We start from the raw sequence: 15,260 nt of genomic DNA on the forward strand, positions 1-15,260 counted from the left end.
TTTACAGTTGGAATTCGGGCAGTTCGACGGTCAAACCGTCCCAAGCCTCAGACGCGGCCATCTGGCACGACAGTCTCGAAGTTGGTTGACGCTCGGGATGCATGCTGAGCATGTCTTCTTCGATCGCTCCCGAGCTACCCACCTTGTCCGACCACTCGTGGTCCACGATCACGTGGCACGTGCCGCAGGCGGCTTCCCCGCCGCAATCGCCGTCGATTCCGGGTACCGCGTTGTTCAGCGCGATCTGCATTAACGATTGACCCTCGACAAGGGTCGCTTCGTACGACTCACCATCGTGAGAGACAAAGGTTACGACTGCCATAACTGCCCGTCCTTTACTCGCGTATCCACCTTCCAATTGTTGCCGTGAGCAATCGGTATCGCTATGTTCGAAGCAGTCAGAGAAGTGTGGATTTAGCTCACAAGGGGGTGGGCTGTGGAGCTCGAAGACGCGGGCATGCCAGCGCTGGCTTTCCTTCAGATGCTCGACAGCGACGCGCTCGGGCGTGAGGCGGTGGACGCTCTCCGTGACATCATGGTTCGAGAGCACGTCAACGAGTCGATGTTGGTCGGACCCGACGCGCAGGTCCCCTTAAGATGGTTTAAAGAGATATATCCCGATTTCAACGTTGATCACGGCACCCGTCTGGGTTTCGCATTCGCTGAACATGCCAAGCTGACGTCATTCGGGGCACTCAGCGTTCCCCTGGTCAGTGCGGGCTCCGTAGCCGAGGTCGTCGAGTTGCTGGCCTATCTGCCAGTGATAACGACTGCCCTGAGCCCGTCGTTCCACTCGACTGAACGCGGACTAACGATCGGGCTCACGGGCCGCACAGGTGACGTTGGCCTGAATTGTCTGGCCGTTACCTACGGCGGACTCGCATTGCTGCGGATGCTCAACATGCTAGCCGGTGCTGTACCCAGTGTTGAACTGCATCTAAGTCAGTCAGCCCCGGGTGGCTGGGTTTCGGACAAGGAAACGCCGACCGGGCGCCTCTTCTTCGGCGCCCCTACCTCGTTTATTCACGTACCCGTGGACACGCTTGACGAGGTCTGTCGATTCTCGGATCCTGTTGCGTATCGGATTGCCGTCGCCGACCTGCAGCGCGTTCTCGACCGGCAGCGTGATGCGTCGTTCACTGATCAAATAAGACAGCTTCTGGAGAAGGATCTCGCACAGGCGAGCAGCAGCCGTGCCGCAGGCGAGCTCTCGATGTCCACGAGCACCTTGAAACGGCGCCTCTCGGAGGAGGGGACCACCTTCCGCGAGTTGCGTCAGACCTTCATGCAGGAGCGGGCGATCGTGCGACTCCTCGACCGATCAGTGTCGGTAAGCGAGATCGCGGCAGAGCTCGGCTACACCGACCCCGCAAACTTCATACACGCTTTGAAACGCTGGACCGGTCGGTCCCCCAGCTATTTCAGACGCCCTTGAATTGTTTGGCTTCCATATGCTCGCCGATCCCGGCGGGAACGCGGCTCTCATCGACTTCGGTTCGCGCTGCGCCTTGTGAGTCGCGGCTTGAACTCGTTTCAGCCCGAAATGGCCATTGAGTGCTCGTCACCCGAGTAGCGGGCGCCCCTCGGAAACAACAGCGCAGCAAGGTCGAAAGTGGTGACGAGTCCCGGCCCATCCACGCCGGCCGGGACACCCGTGCCCTGTGCGTGAGCATCCGCTCCCGTTTCGATTTTCAGCGTCGAACCGCCCTAGTTTCTATCGGCGTCCCGGCAGATGTCTTCGATGACTGACACGAGGAGGAGTGCACCTGGGCGGCTTCTGCGCCGCCGCCGTACGAGTGCGTGAGGATTTCGAGATTGTGGCCGTGCAGTCGTCGAAGTAGCCGCACTTCAGTTGTCGCAGCGATCGGTCAAATTCGGATCGTCGTGCATCGGCTCGGAACGGTAGGGTTGGTCGCGAGCCCGGACGCGAGATAAGGATCTCGTAGAATTGCTCTTTGGTCACGAGGAACCCATCGTGTTGCCCGTTGAAATCGATACTCGCGTCGACCAAGTCGAGCGTGGTGTCGGCACCTACTTTGACGACCGCGAAATGTCCCAGATTTCATCTGGCTCGGAACTGAGTGCGCGGCAGTAGTAGCGCGCTTGACTCGCTGTCAGTCGCGAAGCGATGTGCTGGTTCAGCATCGGCATGGGTATCGCGTTTCCCCGCACCTGTGCGCAGCTAAACACGGCTCACATTCTGGGGAATCTCTCACTACCCGGCACTTCCGGCAGTTTCGGGCCCCGCACTTGTCCGCGTCGATCTGAAAGTTGGCTGACCACTGACCCGGGCCGCGCACGTTTTCAGACATACTGAACCCGCGCGTGAGCCGAGTCCTCATCGAGCCCTAGGTAAGGGGCGCAACAATTTTCGCAAAAATCCGCTGCTGGGCATGCGAGAGGCGAGAAGGGTTTACCTGGACGACTTGAGAACTCTATGCTAACCACTGTTAACATTGGGACCGTCGCTGAGTGCGGGGGTTGAGAGGAGTGCGGGTGTCTTACGATCAGCCGGCCATCATCGGCGCCGCCGAGCTCACTCCGGGCAGGAAAGTCCCTTACACATCCACCGAAATGCACGTGCGCGCCGCGGTGGCGGCGCTTGCCGATGCGGGGGTTTCGGCGGATGAGGTCGACGGACTCGTATGCGCTGGGCCGATGACGAACGAAGGCTCGATCTTCCTGTCCGAGGACCTTATGGACTACCTTGGTCTGCACAATCTGAAGCTCCAGATGACTTGTCAACTCGGCGGCGGGACCCATCTCGCCATGACCCGTGTGGCGAGTAACGTCATTGCCCGAGGCGAGGCTGAAACGGTACTTGTCGTATCGGCGGGCAAGTTCCCGCCGATACGCGACGGCGGACGCGAACTCATGTCGCTCGTGTGCGACCACGCGTTCGAAATGCCCTACGGGCCATCAGTTCCCGCGCTCTACGGCCTGATCGCGCAGGCGTGGATGCACGAAACCGGCCAGGGCAAGGCCGACATCGCCGAGGTAACCGTGTCGCAAGACCGTTGGGCTGCGTTGAACCCCGCGGCGATCGCTCATGACGCTGAGCGCCTCAGCGTCGACGACGTGATGTCGTCCCGGCCGATCGCAGGACCGTTTCACTTCTACCACTGTTCGATTCCTTGCGAGGGTGGTGGAGCGCTGGTGCTGGGTTCTGCCCGTCGAGCACGCGAGGGCAAGCACCGGCCCGTCCACGTTTTGGGCTTTGGAGAGGGCCACACTCACGGCTTCCTGACGTCGTTGGCCCGGCCGGGTCGCACCGGGGCCGCTAGGTCGGGTCCGATGGCGTTCGAGCGCTCCGGACGGGCGCCGGCCGACGTCGACATCGCTCTGCTCTACGATGCCTTCGCCTCCAACCCAGCGATGATCCTGGAGGAGGCGGGCTTCGTGAAACCCGGCGGGGCGGGCGGTTTCTACCGTGACGGGCGCGCCGATCCGGGCGGTGACCTGCCGGTGAACACCGACGGGGGTCTGATCCGGTTCGGGCACACCGGGACCTCCTCTGGCATTTCGCAGATCCTTGAGGGTTACTGGCAGTTGTCCGGTCGCGCCGAGGGCCGTCAGGTGCTCGGGGCGGATACTGCGTTCGTACACAGCTACGGCTCGATGCTGTGCAGTCACGTCAGCATGGTGATGGAGGGGGCGTCATGACCACGGTTTCGAGTTTCCTCGACGGTCTGCACGATCCGGAGGCATTGCCGCCGCTGACCGACGTCAACCGACGCTATTTCGCCGCGGCGGCCTGCGGGGTACTTGTCTTCCAGCGGTGCGCGAACGGTCACCCGTTCCTGTACCCGCGGCTGGTGTGTCCGGTCTGCTATGAAGCCGAGTTGGCCTGGGAGACTGCTGCGGGCACCGGCGAGGTCATCAGTTTCGCGCCGGTGTACCGCCGTCCGTGGGATTCGTTTCCGCGGAGCGAGCCGTACGTGGTCGTGCTCGTCCGACTCGACGAGGGGCCGCAGTTGTTGGCAAGTCTCGAGGGCGTGGCACCCGACGACGTCGTCATCGGCGCGCGAGTGCGCGCAGTGTTCGAGCGCGTGAGCGAGGACCTAGGGCTGGTGCGATTCCGGTTGGCGGCGTCTTGAGTACGTACGGCATCTCCGTGCTCGGCGCGGAGTTGGCGACCCTCGTCGATACAGCCGTGGCCGCCGACCGCGCCGGATTCGACGCCGCCTGGGCATCCGAGTTCTACTCGCGCTCCGGCTCTATCTCGATGGCCGCGATGGCCGCGCGAACACGGCACTGCCGCCTGGGGTCGTCGATCCTGTACGGCGTTGGGCGTAGTCCACTGGTGCTGGCCACCGAAGCGCGCGACCTCGACGAGCTTTCAGACGGGCGTGTTGTCCTCGGCCTCGGTAACGGCACACGCCGCATGATGAGCGACTGGCATGGTGTCGCGGACACCTCGTCACCCGCCGTGCGCATGGAGGAACTGGTCCCGCTGATCCGACGGATCTGGAACCTGCACGAAGGCCCAGTGAACCACGAGGGGCGCTTCTACCGGCTCAACCTTGTTCCCACGGGAGAAGTCCCGCCGCCGAAGCGAGCGATCCCGATCATCACTGCGGGCGTGCGTCCGCGGATGTGCGAGGTAGCCGGGCGCGTCGCCGACGGGTTGGCCGGTCATCCGCTGTTCACCACGACCTACGTCGAGGAGGTCGCCCGCCCGGCCGTCGTACGCGGCGCGGAACGGGCCGGGCGCGACCCCGCCGACGTGGAGATCGTCTCCATGGTCATCTGCTCGGTGCACGAAGACGCTCAGATCGCACGTCGTGAGGCCGCGCAGCAGATCGCGTTCTACTCGTCCGTGAAAAGCTACCAGCACGTGCTTGATGTGAGCGGCTTCGCTAGGCAGGGGGCGGCGATCCGCGAGGCGTTCGCACAGCGCGACCTGCCCGCCATGTTCGCCGCCGTCACAGACGACATGATCGACGCGATGGCCGTCGCCGGCACCGCAGCCGAGGTGCGCGACGGGTTGCGCCGCTACGAAGGCGTGTTGGACCACATCATTCTCTACTCACCCTCGATCGGGCTCGCACCCGAACGGATCGCTGAGAACCTTGGCAGCCTCATTCGCGATTGTGCGCCGGCCTTCGCCGGCGGGAAAGGTGACCAGAGTGGCTGACGCCTCGCTTATCGGGACGCAACTCGGGAGCACCACATTTCCCGTCGACCGGTCCAAAGTGCGCGAGTTCGCGCTGTCCCTCGACGACCACGACCCGATCTACCAGGACGCCGCAGCGGCCCGGGCCGCCGGCTTCAGCGCGATCCCCGCTCCGCCCACCTTCGTCGTCTCCTCGGCTCACTGGCGCGTCGACGACGACATGTTCGGCGCCTTCGGGCTCGACCTGCGCCGCGTACTGCACGGTGAGTGCGGCTGGGAATATTTCGCGCCGGTGTTCGTCGGCGACGAGCTCACTGAGACGCGCCGGGTGTCGAACGTGACCAGCCGCGAGGGCAAGCGCGGCGGCACCATGACAATCGTGACGATCGAGACCGACTTCACCAACCAGCGCCACGAACTCGTCGTGCGCCAGACCGACGTCTTGATCGAAACCGGAGGCTCCACCCAATGACGACATCCCCCGCGCCGGTGGCGTTGGCCGCCGGCGACGAGATGCCGAGCTCACAGTTCGGCCCGCTGACGCGCTCGCACATCGTCCGCTACGCCGGGTCCGGCGGCGACTTCAACCCGATCCACCATGACGAGGAGTTCGCCCGCGCGGCCGGCATGCCCGGTGTGTTCGGTATGGGACTGCTGCACGGCGGTGTGCTCGCCCAGCGGCTGACCGCCTGGGTGGGGCTGGCCAACATCCGCTCGTTCCGCATCCGGTTCACCGGTCAGGTATGGCCCGGTGACCTGCTCAGCTTCGGCGGCAGGGTCACCGGCGTGCGCGAGGCCGGAGGGCAGCAGGTGGCAGACCTCGAACTCGTGGTCACGCGCCAGTCCGGCGAACCCGCGATAAAGGGGAGCGCCGTCGTGCAGGTGGCCCGGTGAGCGCGCCAACGAGCGACGTCACCGGCCTCGGGATGACATTCGGGACCTTCGACGAAGGCCGGGCGTGGGTCGGTCATCGCTCCGAACCGCGGCGTGCGTGGTTCCCGATCGACCGCTCGATGGTGTTGTACTACTGCTCGCTCGTCGAGGACGCGAACCCCCGTTACTGGGAGGGTGAGGACTGCCCGCCCGGGCTGCTGATGAGCCTCGGCTTCGCGCCGCAGTGGGTGCCCGGGTACCTAGCGCGTGCCGACATGATGTTCGCGCTCAGCGTCCCGTTGCCGGGCCACCACATCATCAACGCCTCGACGACGACGGAGTTCGAACGCCGGCCCCGGGTAGGCGATCACGTGTCGATCGTGGAGGAGATCGCCTCGATCTCCGAGCCGAAGACGACGCGGGTGGGCACCGGCGTGTTCATCACCACGGTGAGTACGTTCTCCGACCAGCACGGTGAGGTCATCGGCCGCAACACCAACGTGCTCTTCCGATACGACACCGCCGATAGTGAAGGCGCATCATGAACGGATCCACCGAGCACAGCATGGTCCGCTTCCCCGTGCGGTTCGAGGACATCGCCGTCGGCGACACCCTGACGCCCGTCTCGATCGAGATCAGCTACAAGCGCATCTGCATGAACGCGGCTTCGACATGGGACTGGTTCCCCGGTCACCACGACCCCGACTACGCGCGCAGCCAGGGCCAGCGCACAATCTACCTGTCAACCCTCTTCTTCCATGGCTTCATCGACCGCGGCCTCAACGAATGGGCCGGACCCGACGCGCTCATCCGGCGCCGCAGAATCTCAATGATCCGGTCGATCTACCCGGGCCAGACCGCGACCCTGAGCGGCAAGGTCGTGGCCAAACGCGACGATGGCGGACGGCGCCTCGTCGACCTCGAGTTGCTCGTCTCGAGCGAAGATGGTCCGTGCGTGCCGAGTGAAGCCACCGTTGAGCTGGCCGACCCGTTTGTCGAGGTGCCGGGGTGAACTGCCACTCACATGCGAGACGACGGTGAGGGACGGAGGCTCGGTGGCCGAGCAACCGATTCGCTACGAGGTCGTCGACAGCGTGGCCTGGCTGACGATCAACCGGCCCGAGGCGCGCAACGCGCTGAACAACGCTGTGCGCACGGGGCTTATCGACGCGGTACTCCGCTTCAATGACGACGACGCGGCGAAGGTGCTCGTCCTCACCGGCGTGGGCGATAAGGCGTTCTGCGCCGGCGGGGACTTGAAGGAGATGGCGCAGAACGCGCTCAAGGTGCCCCCGAAGGACTTCGCTCCGCAGTTCGGCCGCAACATCGATGTCGCGAAGCCGACGATCGCGGCCGTCAACGGTGTCGCGTTCGCCGGGGGCTTCCTGCTCGCGCAGCAGTGCGACCTGGTCGTGGCCGCCGAACACGCGACCTTCGCCGTCAGCGAGGTCAAGGTCGGCCGCGGTTCGCCGTGGGCGACACCCCTGTCGTGGCTGGTGCCCCCGCGCGTTGCCATGCAAATCCTGCTGACCGGCGACCCGATCACCGCCGCGCGCGCCCACCAGGTCGGCTTGGTCAATGAGGTGGTGCCGGCCGATCAGTTACGCGAGCGTACCCAGCAGTTGGCGCTCAGCATCGCCGCGAACGCACCGCTGTCCGTGCTCGCGTCCAAGCGCACCGTGTACCTCTCGGCGCAGCACCACCTCGCCGCCGCGTACGACCTGGCCGACGAGATATGGGAGCCGGTCTATCTGAGCGACGACGCGCAGGAAGGCCCGGCGGCGTTCCGCGAGAAGCGCGCGCCGCAGTGGAAGGGACACTGACATGGCGGTGAGCATGCAGTCGGTTATCACCGACATCGAAGCGGAGACGGCAGCCCTACGCGGATTGGTCGCGCCGCTGACCGAAGGTCCGCGCGGCTGGGACGCGCCGACTCCGGCCGTGGGCTGGACGATCCGCGACCAGATCAGCCATCTGGCGTTCTTCGACGACGTCGCGGTGCGCTCGGCCACCGACCCCGACGGGTTCAGCAGCGACTACCTGCCGATGATGGCCGACGGAGCCATCTCACCCGACGTCATCGCCGAGCGCTACCGTCAAATGCCGGCTGCCGACCTGCTCGCGTGGTTCGACACGTCGCGTGCCGCCCTCGTTGCGGCGTTCGCGGACATTGACCCGGCGACCCGCCTGCCGTGGTTCGGGCCGCCGATGAGCGCGGTCTCGTCGCTGACAGCGCGACTCATGGAGACCTGGGCGCACGGCCAGGACGTCGTCGACGCGCTCGGCGCGACCCGCGAGGCCACGGCACGGCTGCGTCACGTGGCCCACATCGGGGTGGGTGCACGCGCGTTCAGCTACCTGGCCAACGGTCTGGACCTGCCCGCGGACCCGGTACGCGTTGAGCTGACCGCTCCGGACGGCAGCGTCTGGACGTGGGGGCCAGCCGACGCGGCCAACCGCGTGAGCGGGCCGGCGCTCGACTTTTGCCTGTTGGTCACCCAACGCCGCCACCGCGACGACACCGCTTTGGTCGCCGACGGCCCGCTGGCCGACCAGTGGCTCGCGATCGCCCAGGCCTTCGCGGGGCCCCCTGGCGGCGGGCGCGTGGCGGGCCAGTTTGCAGGGCGTCAGCGGTGAGCGTCCCGGTCCGCATCGGCAACTGCTCCGGCTTTTACGGCGACCGCATCGCCGCAGCCCGCGAGATGGTCGAGGGCGGACCGATCGACGTCCTGTGCGGTGACTATCTGGCCGAGCTGACCATGCTCATCCTGGCCAAGGCCCAGGCCAAAGACCCGTCCGGCGGGTACGCTCGCACTTTCCTCACCCAAATGGAACAAGTGCTGGGCACCTGTCTGGATCGTCGCATCAAGGTCGTCGCGAACGCGGGCGGACTGAATCCCGCTGGCCTGGCGGCCGCGTTGCGCGAGCTGTCCGCACGTCTCGGCCTCACAGCACGGATCGCACACGTCGAGGGCGACGACCTGCGCGGTAGCCTCGACGCGATCACGCCGCCCGTCGGCGAGAAGAAACCGGTGTCGGCCAATGCCTACCTCGGTGCCTGGGGCATCACCGAGGCGCTGCGCTCGGGCGCCGACGTCGTCGTGACCGGCCGCGTCACAGACGCCTCGCTGGTGGTCGGTCCCGCCGCCTGGTGGCACAATTGGGCACCCGACCACTGGGATCGACTCGCGGGTGCCGTGGTCGCCGGGCACGTGATCGAGTGCGGCCCGCAGGCGACGGGTGGAAACTACGCGTTCCTGGACGAGGTCACTGACCGCCGCTATCCGGGGTTTCCGATCGCGGAGGTCGCCGAGGACGGCTCATCGGTGATCACGAAGCATCCGAATACCGGTGGGCTGGTCTCGGTGGGGACGGTCACCGCCCAATTGCTCTACGAAATCGCCGAACCCGCCTATCTCGGCCCAGACGTGGTGACCCATTTCGACACCATCCGCCTGAACCAACAGGGTGAGCACCGTGTCGGCATCAGCGGCACCAGAGGCAGTCCACCGCCAGACACGCTCAAGGTCGCGCTGAACGAGGCGGGCGGATTCCGCAACTCTAAGACCATGGTGCTCACAGGCCTCGACGTCGAGGAGAAGGCGGCCTTCGCTGAACAGCAGCTTTTCGACGTTCTCGGCGGGCGCGAAGCCTTCGACGAAGTCGACGTGAGGCTGTTGCGTTTTGACGTCGCCGATGCACCGACGAACGAGCAGGCGTGCGCGCACCTGCGTATGACGGTGAAGGACGCCGACCCGCGCAAGGTGGGCCGGGCGTTCTCCGGCGGCATCATGGAGATCGCACTGGCCGGATTCGCCGGCTTTCACACGACCACGCCGCCGTCCTCGGAGACCGCGTTCGGCATCTACCGACCGGCCCTCGTGCCACGCACGGCCCTGACCCAAACACTCGTCGACGCGGATGGAAACCGGCACGCGATCGCCGACCCGCCCACCGGTGTAGCGCCTTCGGCTGAGCCGGCCGCGCCTGTTGGTACACCCGCACCCACCGGGCCCACGCGGCGTGCGCCGCTCGGGCGAGTTCTCGGCGCACGATCCGGAGACAAAGGCGGCAACGCCAACCTAGGGCTGTGGGCCCGGGACGACCCCGGCTACGCGTGGGCACGGGAGTATCTCAGCGTCGAGCGCCTTCGCACGCTACTCGGGCCGGAAGCGGCGAACCTTCGCATCGAGCGCTTCGAGCTGCCGAATCTACGAGCGCTCAACGTGGTGGTGTACGGCCTGCTCGGCGATGGTGTCGCGTCGTCGACCCGCCCGGATGCGCAAGCCAAGGGGTTCGGGGAGTACGTGCGGTCCCGTGAGGCGGACGTCCCCGAATCGCTGCTCGACGCACGCTGAACGTCCGGCACGGCGCCGGTGGTACCCCTACGGAAAGGTCGAACCCAACATGGGAAAGCTGGACGGCAAGATCGCGCTCGTCTCCGGGTCGGGGCGTGGCATCGGACGCGCCATCGCCGAGAAGCTGGCAGGCGACGGCGCCAGGGTGGTCGTGAACGACCTCGACGCCGGGCCGGCGAACGAGACGGTGGCCGCGATCGAAGCCGCCGGTGGCGCCGCGGTCGTGTGTGCGGGCAGCGTCACCGAGGACGGTTTCGCCGAACGCTTCGTACAAACGGCCGTCGATGAGTACGGCGGAGTGGACATCATCGTCAACAACGCCGGCTACACCTGGGACTCTGTGGTACAGAAAATGAGCGACGAGCAGTGGGATGCGATCCTCGACGTGCACCTGAAAGCACCGTTCCGGATACTTCGCGCCGCCCAGCCGGTGATCAGCGCGGCGGTCAAGAAGGAACGCGAAGCGGGCGACGTGAGTTGCCGCAAGGTCGTCAACATCTCCTCGATCGCGGGCACAGGGGGCAACGCCGGTCAGGCGAACTACTCCTCGGGAAAGGCCGGCGTCCTCGGGCTCACGAAGGCGATGTCGAAGGAGTGGGGCCGCTACAACGTCACCGTCAATGCGGTCGCGTTCGGACTCATCCGCACCCGCCTCACCGAAACTCCCGCCGGAGGTGACGGGACGATCGACATCCAGGGCCGCGAACTAGCGGTCGGCGTCAACCCCGACCTTCTCGCCACCATGGAACGCGCCATCCCACTAGGCAGGGCCGGAACGCCAGACGACGGCGCGGGTGCCGTCTACCTCCTGTGCATTCCCGAGTCGGACTACATCAGCGGACAGGTGGTGATCTGCGGCGGCGGCTTCAACACCTGAGCAATCTCAGCCGGCTGCCGAGCCTAATGGGTGGTGATCGGCGAGCCTAGAACGGATAGTGATTCGTCGGGGAGACGCTGATCTCCGAGCCGCTGGTCGGTGAGCACTCCGTGCGCCTGGAGCGATGGTCGATTTCTAGGGTTAGATCGTGCCCCGACCGGTTTGGTGAGGTCATCTATAGCGCTCATGGGATGTCGTGCCGCTCGAGCACTGATCCATTAGGTCGCCGCCGGTGTCCTTCGGCTCGAACGGTTTCATCCGCAGCGAGCTGAAGGAGGCGATGAGATGCTCTTCGTCGGAGACGACTGGGCAGAAGACCACCACGACCTGTACCTGATGAACGAGGCCGGTAAGAAGCTGGCGGCACAACGGTTTCCCGAAGGGCTAGCCGGTATGCGGCTGCTGCATGACTTGATCGCCACCCACGCTCAGGAGCCGGCTCAGGTGATCATCGGCATCGAGACCGACCGCGGTCTGTGGGTCGATGCGCTGACCGGCGCCGGCTATCAGGTGTATGCGGTCAATCCGTTGGCGGTGGCCCGCTACCGGGAGCGCCACGCGGTCTCAGGTGCCAAATCCGATGCAGCCGACGCCAAACTGTTGGCCGATCTGGTGCGTACAGATCGGCACAACCACCGACTGATTGCCGGTGACACTCCCGATGCCGAGGCGATCAAGGTGCTGGCACGGGCGCATCAGAATCTGATCTGGACCCGCAACCGGCACACCAACGCCCTGCGCTCGGCGCTACGGGAGTACTACCCCGCGGCGTTAGCGGCCTTCGCTGATCTTGCCGATCGCGACGCGCTAGCGCTCCTGGGACGCGCGGCCGATCCACGACAGGCGGCCAGCTTGAGCCTGGCGAAGATCCGGTCGGCACTCAAAGCGGCTGGCCGCCAACGCAATATCGACACCCGAGCAATCGAGATTCAAGCCGCGCTACGGTCTGAACAGCTCGCCGCACCCGCTGCCGTCACGGCTGCGTTTGCCGCGACCACGCGGGCCACAGTGGGCATCATTGTCGAACTGAACCGTCAGATCGACGACCTCGAAACAGAACTGACCGCGCGTTTTGAGACGCACCCGGACGCCGACATCTACCGCTCCCTGCCAGGACTTGGTGTCATCCTCGGCGCCCGGGTGCTCGGTGAGTTCGGGGACGACCCGAACCGCTACACCACCGCCAAGTGTCGCAAAAACTACGCCGGAACCTCGCCATTGACCATCGCATCAGGCCGCAAACGCACAGTCCTGGCCCGCCACATCCGCAACCGACGGCTCTATGACGCAGTCGACCAGTGGGCCTTCTGCGCGCTGACCCGCAGTCCCGGCGCCCGACTGTTCTACGACCAACGCCGCGCAGCCGGTGACCTCCATCACCAAGCCCTACGCGCCCTGGGCAACCGGCTCGTCGGCATCCTGCACGGCTGTCTTAACCACCGCTCCCACTACGACGAACACAGAGCCTGGGCTCACCGCCAACCCGCCGCAGCTTGACAAGCTACGCACCTGGGATGTCTAACCGGTCATTGCTCGCGCTGAACAGCGCGTCAGCTGCAGCGGTGACCAGCATCGCCTCGACTGTCGCGTCGTCCAGCGACGCGGGCATGTACGCGGACGCGTTCAGTAAAGACAGCGCGGCGGCGACCAGGCTCTGTGCGCGTGTGTCGTCCAGATCGCCGCGCGCCAGTACCAGCGCATCGACCCAGATGGCTTCATAGCTGCGCTGTCGGCGCCGAAGGGCACGGGTGGCAAGCGGCGATAGTGAGCGGTGCTCGCGGGCGTAGACGGCCAGCAGGCCACGGTGCCGAGCGCCGAAAGCCGGATGCAGCTCGACCAAGGTGCGCAGGACCTCCGACGAGGTCTTCGCCGTCGTGCCGTGTCGCGCGCCGGCGAACAGCTCAGTCATTGCGGAGTCGCACAGTTCGCGCAGGATTGCATGCTTATTCTGGAAGTGCCGGTATACCGCTAGTGTCCTGAGTCATTAATTACGATCTAGCTGTTAGACTGGGTCGTGCCGACTCCGCGTGCTGCCAAGATTGTGTTGACCGGTGATGAGCGGGCTGAGCTTGAGGGTTGGGCCAGGCGTCGGACTAGTGCTGCAGGCTTGGCGATGCGGTCGCGAATTGTGTTGGCAGCCGCCGATGGTGGGTCCAATACCGAACTGGCGCGGCGGCTGGATCTGTCGATCACCACGGTGCGTCGGTGGCGTAATCGGTTCGTCGTCGACCGCTGCGACGGATTGCTCGACGAGCCGCGCCCGGGCCGGCCGCGTGTCGTGGGTGATGAGCAGATCAAGGATCTGATCACTGCAACGTTGGAAACGACTCCACCGGATGCCACGCATTGGTCGACGCGGTCGATGGCCGATCACCTGGGCTTGAGTCAGTCGATGGTCTCGCGGGTCTGGCGCGCATTCGGATTAGCTCCACACAAACAGGATTCATGGAAACTGTCCAAGGATCCGCTGTTCGTGGAAAAGGTCGGGCGTGTCAGATGGTCTGTGTAAGTCCTGTTAACGGAAGGATCGCAGGACGTGACGACAGGCAAGGACGTGGATGCGGCGCTGGTTGGCGCCGGCTCCACGGTCGAGATGGCAGAGGCGCTTCGCGCTTCGGGTGCAGTCGATGAGCTGCTGGCGCAGATCGACACCGGCGAGGTGGCCCTGACCGGTGAGGGCGGGCTGCTGCCGGGGTTGATCAAGCTCGCCCTCGAACGTGGGCTGGCTGCTGAACTGACCGATCACCTCGGGTATGAGAAGGGCGATCCGATCGGCCCGGTACTGCCCAACGCCCGTAACGGCAGCTCACCCAAGACGGTGCTCACCGAGGCCGGCCCGGTGCCCCTGGAGGTGCCGCGAGACCGTGACGGCTCGTTCACTCCGACGCTGGTACCTAAAGGCCAGCGGCGTATCGGCGGGCTCGACGACATGATCATCTCCCTGTATGCGGGTGGAATGACGTTGCGGGACATCCAATTTCACCTGGCTTCCACGATCGGAACCGAAGTATCACACGAGACGATCTCCAAGATCGTCGATGAGATTTCCGATGAGGTGCTGGCCTGGCAGCGCCGGCCGCTGGAACCGCTGTATCCGGTGATCTACCTCGACGCGATGATCGTGAAGGTCAAAGACGGCGGCCACACCCGTAACAAGGCCGCCCATATCGCTGTGGGCGTCGATATGGCCGGGGTCAAGCACGTCCTGGGGATCTGGGTGCAGCCCAACGAAGGCGCTTCATTCTGGGCGTCGGTATGCGCCGATCTGGCCAACCGTGGCATCAAAGACGTGCTGATCGTGTGTTGCGACGGGCTCACCGGGTTCCCGGAGGCGATCGCGGCCACCTGGTCCCAAGCCGCCGTGCAGACCTGCGTGGTGCATCTGATCCGCAACTCGATGCGGTTCGTGTCCTACGGTGAGCGCAAGGCAGTGGCCGCGGCCCTCAAACCGATTTACACCGCGCCCCATGCCGAGGCCGCCCGGGTCGAGTTGGACGCGTTCACCGCGTCGGAGTTGGGTAAGAAAAACCCCACGGTGGCAATGGCTTTCGAACGCGCGTGGGAGCAGTTCATCCCGTTTCTGGCGTTCCCGCCCGAGCTGCGTCGGGTGATCTACACGACCAATTCGATCGAATCGCTGAACTACCAGATGCGCAAGGTCATCAAGAACCGAGGCCAATTCCCCAACGACAGCGCAGCGGTCAAATTGCTGTGGCTGGCGATCTGCAATATCGAGGACAAACGCGCCGCCGAACGGGCCAAGGAACGCGGCCAGAAACTCTGCCGCACAGCGCCTGGACGACTCGTGGAAGGACAGGTGGTCACCAACTGGATGAAAGCGCTCGAGCAACTCGCCCTGGTCTACCCAGAACGCATCGAACGCTACCTGTAACCACCACACCCACCGACGAACGAACAATCAGACAAGCGACGACTTACGCAGAAAACTTGACAGGCTCAAAAGGTCCGCGACGTGGTCGGTCTGTACCTGGACCCGCCGGAGCGGGCGGTGGTGCTCTGCGTTGACGAAAAGACG

General features: G+C 65.1%; 15 protein-coding genes and 2 pseudogenes. 15 read left to right on the forward strand and 2 right to left on the reverse strand.

What is annotated here, in order from left to right:
• Position 1 precedes the first annotated feature (1 nt).
• The gene (locus ACJH6I_RS29195; RefSeq protein WP_293024124.1) at positions 2-322 is read right to left on the reverse strand and encodes a 2Fe-2S iron-sulfur cluster-binding protein; all 321 of its coding nucleotides are present in this window, start codon (positions 320-322) and stop codon (positions 2-4) included.
• A 114-nt stretch (positions 323-436) separates the two neighbouring features.
• Here ACJH6I_RS29195 and ACJH6I_RS29200 point away from each other — a divergent pair, with 114 nt between their 5' ends.
• The 13 genes from ACJH6I_RS29200 (at position 437) to ACJH6I_RS29260 (ending at position 12,721) form a co-directional block, all read left to right on the forward strand.
• Positions 437-1,435 (forward strand): AraC family transcriptional regulator, encoded by a 999-nt coding sequence (locus ACJH6I_RS29200; RefSeq protein WP_293024121.1) that lies wholly within the window; start codon positions 437-439, stop codon positions 1,433-1,435.
• A 1,061-nt stretch (positions 1,436-2,496) separates the two neighbouring features.
• Positions 2,497-3,663 carry a thiolase family protein gene (locus tag ACJH6I_RS29205; RefSeq protein ID WP_260939856.1) on the forward strand — a complete coding sequence of 389 codons (1,167 nt, stop codon included), beginning with the start codon at positions 2,497-2,499 and terminating at the stop codon, positions 3,661-3,663.
• Positions 3,660-4,097 (forward strand): Zn-ribbon domain-containing OB-fold protein, encoded by a 438-nt coding sequence (locus tag ACJH6I_RS29210; protein WP_293024118.1) that lies wholly within the window; start codon positions 3,660-3,662, stop codon positions 4,095-4,097. The genes ACJH6I_RS29205 and ACJH6I_RS29210 overlap by 4 nt, the downstream gene beginning before the upstream one ends.
• Entirely contained in the window at positions 4,094-5,137 is a 1,044-nt protein-coding gene (locus tag ACJH6I_RS29215; RefSeq protein ID WP_293024116.1) for an LLM class flavin-dependent oxidoreductase, read from the forward strand. Before ACJH6I_RS29210 ends, ACJH6I_RS29215 begins: the two co-directional genes overlap by 4 nt.
• Positions 5,130-5,588: a MaoC family dehydratase N-terminal domain-containing protein gene (locus ACJH6I_RS29220; RefSeq protein ID WP_293024113.1), complete on the forward strand. Its 459-nt coding sequence runs from the start codon at positions 5,130-5,132 to the stop codon at positions 5,586-5,588. The genes ACJH6I_RS29215 and ACJH6I_RS29220 overlap by 8 nt, the downstream gene beginning before the upstream one ends.
• Positions 5,585-6,010 (forward strand): dihydroxy-acid dehydratase, encoded by a 426-nt coding sequence (locus tag ACJH6I_RS29225; protein WP_005086611.1) that lies wholly within the window; start codon positions 5,585-5,587, stop codon positions 6,008-6,010. Before ACJH6I_RS29220 ends, ACJH6I_RS29225 begins: the two co-directional genes overlap by 4 nt.
• 32 nt (positions 6,011-6,042) lie before the next feature.
• A complete protein-coding gene (locus ACJH6I_RS29230) occupies positions 6,043-6,534 on the forward strand; it encodes a MaoC family dehydratase N-terminal domain-containing protein (protein ID WP_005115562.1) in 492 nt (163 codons plus the stop codon).
• The gene (locus ACJH6I_RS29235; protein WP_005086609.1) at positions 6,531-7,001 is read left to right on the forward strand and encodes a MaoC/PaaZ C-terminal domain-containing protein; all 471 of its coding nucleotides are present in this window, start codon (positions 6,531-6,533) and stop codon (positions 6,999-7,001) included. The genes ACJH6I_RS29230 and ACJH6I_RS29235 overlap by 4 nt, the downstream gene beginning before the upstream one ends.
• Positions 7,002-7,044: 43 nt before the next feature.
• Complete coding sequence (locus ACJH6I_RS29240) at positions 7,045-7,812, forward strand: enoyl-CoA hydratase/isomerase family protein (RefSeq protein WP_005086608.1); 768 nt, start codon at positions 7,045-7,047, stop codon at positions 7,810-7,812.
• 1 nt (position 7,813) lies between these two features.
• Positions 7,814-8,626: a TIGR03084 family metal-binding protein gene (locus ACJH6I_RS29245; protein ID WP_005116473.1), complete on the forward strand. Its 813-nt coding sequence runs from the start codon at positions 7,814-7,816 to the stop codon at positions 8,624-8,626.
• Positions 8,623-10,347: an acyclic terpene utilization AtuA family protein gene (locus ACJH6I_RS29250; protein WP_406785042.1), complete on the forward strand. Its 1,725-nt coding sequence runs from the start codon at positions 8,623-8,625 to the stop codon at positions 10,345-10,347. Before ACJH6I_RS29245 ends, ACJH6I_RS29250 begins: the two co-directional genes overlap by 4 nt.
• Positions 10,348-10,396: 49 nt before the next feature.
• Positions 10,397-11,224 (forward strand): SDR family NAD(P)-dependent oxidoreductase, encoded by an 828-nt coding sequence (locus ACJH6I_RS29255; RefSeq protein ID WP_406785043.1) that lies wholly within the window; start codon positions 10,397-10,399, stop codon positions 11,222-11,224.
• A 285-nt stretch (positions 11,225-11,509) separates the two neighbouring features.
• The gene (locus tag ACJH6I_RS29260) at positions 11,510-12,721 is read left to right on the forward strand and encodes an IS110 family transposase (protein ID WP_212807986.1); all 1,212 of its coding nucleotides are present in this window, start codon (positions 11,510-11,512) and stop codon (positions 12,719-12,721) included.
• A gap of 4 nt (positions 12,722-12,725) precedes the next feature.
• Here the strand turns inward: ACJH6I_RS29260 and ACJH6I_RS29265 are convergent.
• Positions 12,726-13,193: pseudogene (locus ACJH6I_RS29265) on the reverse strand (TetR/AcrR family transcriptional regulator); the annotation flags it as partial.
• Between the two features lie 45 nt (positions 13,194-13,238).
• On the opposite strand from ACJH6I_RS29265, the pseudogene ACJH6I_RS29270 reads away from it, so the two are divergent.
• Together ACJH6I_RS29270 and ACJH6I_RS29275 are read left to right on the forward strand one after the other, a co-directional pair.
• Positions 13,239-13,709: pseudogene (locus ACJH6I_RS29270) on the forward strand (IS630 family transposase); the annotation flags it as partial.
• 51 nt (positions 13,710-13,760) lie between these two features.
• Complete coding sequence (locus ACJH6I_RS29275; protein WP_406785044.1) at positions 13,761-15,116, forward strand: IS256 family transposase; 1,356 nt, start codon at positions 13,761-13,763, stop codon at positions 15,114-15,116.
• The last annotated feature ends 144 nt before the right edge of the window (positions 15,117-15,260 follow it).

The organism is Mycobacterium sp. SMC-13 (assembly GCF_045311035.1).
Taxonomy (GTDB): Bacteria; Actinomycetota; Actinomycetes; order Mycobacteriales; family Mycobacteriaceae; genus Mycobacterium.

What these genes read in the sequence shown, in the direction of transcription:
- ACJH6I_RS29230 (WP_005115562.1), top strand. Translation starts at nt 6,043, where the DNA reads ATGACATTCGGGACCTTCGACGAAGGCCGGGCGTGGGTCGGTCATCGC.
- ACJH6I_RS29260 (WP_212807986.1), top strand. Translation starts at nt 11,510, where the DNA reads ATGCTCTTCGTCGGAGACGACTGGGCAGAAGACCACCACGACCTGTAC.
- ACJH6I_RS29225 (WP_005086611.1), top strand. Translation starts at nt 5,585, where the DNA reads ATGACGACATCCCCCGCGCCGGTGGCGTTGGCCGCCGGCGACGAGATG.
- ACJH6I_RS29195 (WP_293024124.1), bottom strand. Translation starts at nt 322, where the DNA reads ATGGCAGTCGTAACCTTTGTCTCTCACGATGGTGAGTCGTACGAAGCG.
- ACJH6I_RS29245 (WP_005116473.1), top strand. Translation starts at nt 7,814, where the DNA reads ATGGCGGTGAGCATGCAGTCGGTTATCACCGACATCGAAGCGGAGACG.
- ACJH6I_RS29235 (WP_005086609.1), top strand. Translation starts at nt 6,531, where the DNA reads ATGAACGGATCCACCGAGCACAGCATGGTCCGCTTCCCCGTGCGGTTC.
- ACJH6I_RS29255 (WP_406785043.1), top strand. Translation starts at nt 10,397, where the DNA reads ATGGGAAAGCTGGACGGCAAGATCGCGCTCGTCTCCGGGTCGGGGCGT.
- ACJH6I_RS29210 (WP_293024118.1), top strand. Translation starts at nt 3,660, where the DNA reads ATGACCACGGTTTCGAGTTTCCTCGACGGTCTGCACGATCCGGAGGCA.